Below are 4,835 nucleotides of genomic sequence, written 5' to 3'. Positions count from 1 at the left end.
TCCCTCACACTCTCACCCCGAGAAAGTAACACGCACGATTAATCACGGGCATTCCTCAGCGCGCGGTCATGCCCGTATCCTCCACACTTCCGACTGGCAGCTCGGAATGGAGCGGTGGTTCCTGAAAACAGACAAAAACACGGATAACGACGACGGTGGCCTTGATTCCCAAGCGCTCTACACACAAGCTCGGTTCACGGTCATTAAACGGATGGCAGATATAGCTCATGACCGGCAGTGCGATGCCGTCGTTGTCGCCGGCGACGTCTTTGACTCGCCGCAGGTAGGAGAGCGGATCCAGAGCCGCTTCATTGAGGCGATTGAACGCTTCGCTCCGATCCCCATCGTGTTTTTACCTGGTAACCATGACCCCTACCAGATCGGGAGCGTGTGGAACTCGCCATTTGCTACCCGCATAGAAGAGGCGGGTGGAATCATTATTTCCGACAATTCCATCCACCACCTTGGCGGTATTGAAGTTGTGGGAGCACCGCTGACCAGCAATAAACCAACCGAAGATACGGTCTCGGCAGCTTTACAGACATTAGATCCAGCGCCTGGTGTCCGTGTGTTAATCGGGCATGGCCAGCCCCGACGGGATTGGTATGAGTCTACGGCTCACGCAGATCACGCGGTCGACCTGGACAACGTTGATCAAGCATTAAGTACTCATAAGGTCGACTACATCGCCATGGGAGACACCCACTCTGTAGAAGAACTCGATGACCGTGGAGGTATGTGGTTCTCCGGTTCCCCTGAGCCAACCGATTTGGACGATCGTGAACGAGACTCCGGATACTGCTTAGTTGTTGATATTGATGTCGCCGATGGAACAACGACGTTGACCGTTGATCCTGTCCACGTGGCCGAGTGGTCCTTCCATTCCGATGTGCGCGAAGTGAACACTGACGCAGATATAGAACAATGGTTTTCTGATCTCAATAACATGCGTGACGCCTCAACGACCGTCGTACGAAGCACGCTCTCCGGAAGAATCAGCCTTGAACAAGATAGCCGGATAGAGGAGTACAGACAACGCTTAGCTTCTAAGTTCGCGGCCTTTTACGACCATGAGGGTAAAACCAAACTCAGCATTGTGCCGGATTCCCTCGATGCGGATGCCTTTAATTTGCACGGGTATTTTCGGAAAGTTCTCGACGATCTTGATCCTGAAGACGATACCGATAGGGAAGCGCTAAGAATTCTTTACCAACTTAATCAGAAGTATCAGGAAAGTGAGTAATGGTCATGCAAATCCACAAAATTGATATTAGTAACTTCCGTACTATCGACCACGTTACTTTAGAATTCCCGGACACTGGTGTAACAGTGATCTCTGGGCCGAATGAGGTGGGGAAATCTAGTGTTGTTAAAGCACTAACGATGTGGAAGTCTGCCTCGTATTCAAGCTCAAAAGCGGAAGTTAAAGCTGCCAAACCCGTGGACAAGGATGTTGCACCCGAAGTTGCCGTGGAGATGACCGTCGACGGACAGCACTTCTCGATGTACAAGAGGTGGCTGAAAAACTCTCAAGCAGAACTTAGGATTCTTAGTCCGCAGCGAACAACCATGACCGGAAAAGATGCAGAGTCATGGGTTGAGGAGGTGTTTTCCTCGAGCGACCAATCATTGCCTTTTGACGCCTTGACGGTCAGTCAGGCGAGTGGGACATGGGATTTCCTCGACGTCGGAAACTACGCGGCGCTTGAAAACAGTCTCTCCGAATCTGATAGTAATGACGACAGCGGCGCGGTTGGTTTGCGAGGAGACATCAAGAGTGAGTTTGACAAATACTTCACAGCAGTGGGCAAACCGCGAGCAGGTGTGCATAAAGACGCTATCAGTGAGTATAAAACGGCAACGAAAGATGAAGAAGATGCCGAAAAAGCTGCGGAAAAATTAGCGAATTTGCGAGCAGAGCTGGAGAGAATCACCCACAAACTCGAGGACAATAAAAAAACACTTATCGACGTGGGCGCGTTACTGGATAGTGCGCAAAATGAAAAAAAGAAAATCGATGAGGCTCAAGCGAAACTGAAGCAGGCGGAACAAGATCGGAAAGACGCTGAAACTGCGCTTCAACATCAGCAAGAGTTAAAACAAAGCCGGAAGCAGCTTCGCGACGACTATGCCGAACGGAAACAGCAGGCAGCGAAAGGAGAAGAAAGATATAACCAGGTAGCAAAACAAGCTGAATCCTATGAGGGGCGGCTCAAAGCTGCTCAAGATACGTATGACGATGCGCAGCGGGTTAAAACGTGTGCGGATTTAGCATTGGACAAGCTCAAAATTTACAGAGATTGGGCCGCGTCCACGAAGGAGGCCGAACAGGTTCGGACCAAGCTACTGTCAGGAGATGCTGCTCACAAGCGTCGGCAGGAAGCTGAGAGCAAACTCAATAACGCCTCATCCATTATCGACGATGGCGCTTTTGATGATTTGAAAAAGAGTCAAGAGGCGTGGCGTAACCAAGAAGGGGCTCTAGGTCTTGCGGTAGGAACTATCCATATCGAGGGGCCCGACGGGGACGACGCTGTAGGGGAATACCCTATGGATAGACCCCAGCGCATTGAACTAGGGAAATACACACTGGAAATCCGTCCCTCTGCTGAAATGAGCGACCGAAGGAAAGACGTCGATTCCGCTCACGAGGTCTTCAAAGGCTTGTTAAAAAAGCATGGGTTGGAATCCTTTGATGACGCCGAACAACGTCATAATGCCTATACCCAGGCTTGCAATGAACGTGATGCCGCACAGCGTGATCAGGAAATAGCCTGGGGAAACCAACCGCGTGAAGCCATCGAGGCGAAGCTACACGAGCTGAGTCATTCTGCCGACGACTGTGAAGAGCAGTATCAAGAACTCCTCGATCGGGAGGAACAGAGTGCTTCTGATCATGATTCAGGTAGTGACCTTACGTCCACAGGGCGAGCTCATGAGGTGTTAAAAGTTGACGGTGCGCCGTCGAGTGAGGACATTCATTTAGCTAGGGCGGAAAGGGACCGTGCTGAGCACGCTTGTGATGTGGCACGCGTCGACCTGGAGAAACTTCGTCAAGAAGATGTGTCCGCCCAGCTATCGCGTGAGAAAGCTAATCGCGATTCGGCGAACAAGGAACGCGACAGAGCTTTAGAAAAGTTAACCGAAGCGCAGGAGGCTCTGTCCGACGAGGCTCTGGCGAATAACTTCCATGAAGCGGAAGAACAGTGGGACTACCGACGCGGCGCATACGACAAAGCCGTCCAGAATCTCAAGGCGCTTGACCCTGAGCAGAACACTAAGAAACTCGAGGACGCCAAACGCCGAGAACGAGATCTTCTGCGCGCAATCGAAAACTCGAAGGCACAACAGCATCATCTTCGAGGACAGATTGAAGGATCTGGGTCGCCTGATGCAGATCTTCAGGAGAAAAAGACGATCCTCAAGCAAAAAGAAAACACTCTCAAGGCTGTCACGATGCGAGCCAACGCTATTCGCCGCTTGTACGAGCTGGTGGAAAAGCACTATGAGGATGCGAAGAAAGAGTACCTCGAGCCATATATCAACCTTCTTACTGAGAAGGCTGGCCACGTTTTCGGGCCGGACGTGTCATTTACGTCAGAGGACGATGCCGCTCACGGCGGATCAACAGGCAGGAAAAACAGGAGCAAACAAGCCGCTAGCGAGTCGACGATATCGAAGCGCGTTCTCAACGGTCGAGCAGTTAATCTCGCCGAACTCTCCGGTGGTGCAGCCGAGCAACTCCAGATCATCCAGCGCCTAGCAGTCGCGGAACTGGTCGGTGATCAAAGCGTGCCTGTGTTCCTCGACGATGCCCTGGGCTATGCGGATACCGAGCGTGCCACGAAAATGAATGAACTCCTGACGGAATCAGGAAAGAAACACCAGATCATCGTCATGACATGTGTTCCTGAAAGGTATAAATCTGTCCAAGCAGCGAAAACGATCGAAATGACCGGAACTAAGTAATTACCGAAACTGAGCGCTGTTGGCGCGGCCCCACCACGTTCTACATTGTGGATCGATACTTGAAAGGACGAGAATAGACAACATGTCAGACGACAAGAAAAATACTGAAAATGCGCGAGAAGCTGAAAGCGTGACCTCCAGTAGCGTCGATCAAGGCGAAAAGCCACGCGTGCCCGTCACCGATGTCCTCAATACTCCGCCTCAACGCGACGACCCCATCTCTTTCCTGACAGATATGGATGGTGTGTTGGTCAAAGAAGGCGAGATTATTCCCGGCGCGGATGAGTTCCTTAACGAGCTCCGCGACAATGACGTCGAATATATGGTGCTCACCAACAATTCGATCTATACCCCGCGAGACCTGTCGGCTCGTTTAGAGCGAACGGGGATTGATATTCCCGCCGAGCGTATCTGGACATCGGCCAAAGCCACTGCAGCTTTTCTCGCTAGCCAGAAAGAAGTGTCGACAGCGTACGTCGTCGGTGAATCCGGATTAACCACTGCGCTTCACGAAATAGGGTGGATTCTGACTGACTCGGATCCCGAATACGTTGTGCTCGGGGAAACCCGTACCTATTCCTTCGAGGCGATTACGACAGCGATTCGGCTCATCCGCCGAGGTGCAAAGTTTATTTGTACTAACCCCGATATCACGGGCCCATCGCCGGAAGGTGTGCTACCCGCTACCGGTGCTGTTGCGTCTCTGATTCAGACGGCGTCGTTGAAGGAACCCTATTATGTCGGTAAGCCGAATCCGATGATGATGAGGTCGGCCCTTCGTCGTATCGGTGTCCACTCCGAGAACACCATCATGGTGGGCGATCGCATGGATACTGACATCAAGGCCGGGATGGAAGCCGGTATGA

3 protein-coding genes are annotated in these 4,835 nt (G+C 51.8%); all 3 read left to right on the top strand.

The annotated features are described in order from the left end of the window. The coding region (locus Q3981_RS01565; RefSeq protein ID WP_303123185.1) for a DNA repair exonuclease at nt 1-1,243 on the top strand (1,243 nt) is incomplete at its 5' end. Nucleotides 1,244-1,248: 5 nt separating this feature from the next. Next, complete coding sequence (locus Q3981_RS01560; protein WP_303123183.1) at nt 1,249-3,969, top strand: AAA family ATPase; 2,721 nt, start codon at nt 1,249-1,251, stop codon at nt 3,967-3,969. A 235-nt stretch (nt 3,970-4,204) separates the two neighbouring features. Next, nucleotides 4,205-4,835: HAD-IIA family hydrolase (locus Q3981_RS01555; RefSeq protein ID WP_303123224.1), on the top strand; the 631-nt coding region annotated here is incomplete at its 3' end.

The sequence above is a fragment of the Corynebacterium sp. genome (assembly GCF_030530965.1).
GTDB lineage: Bacteria > Actinomycetota > Actinomycetes > Mycobacteriales > Mycobacteriaceae > Corynebacterium.
Note: the sequence above shows the minus strand (reverse complement) of the source record. Positions and strands in the feature narration are given on the sequence as shown.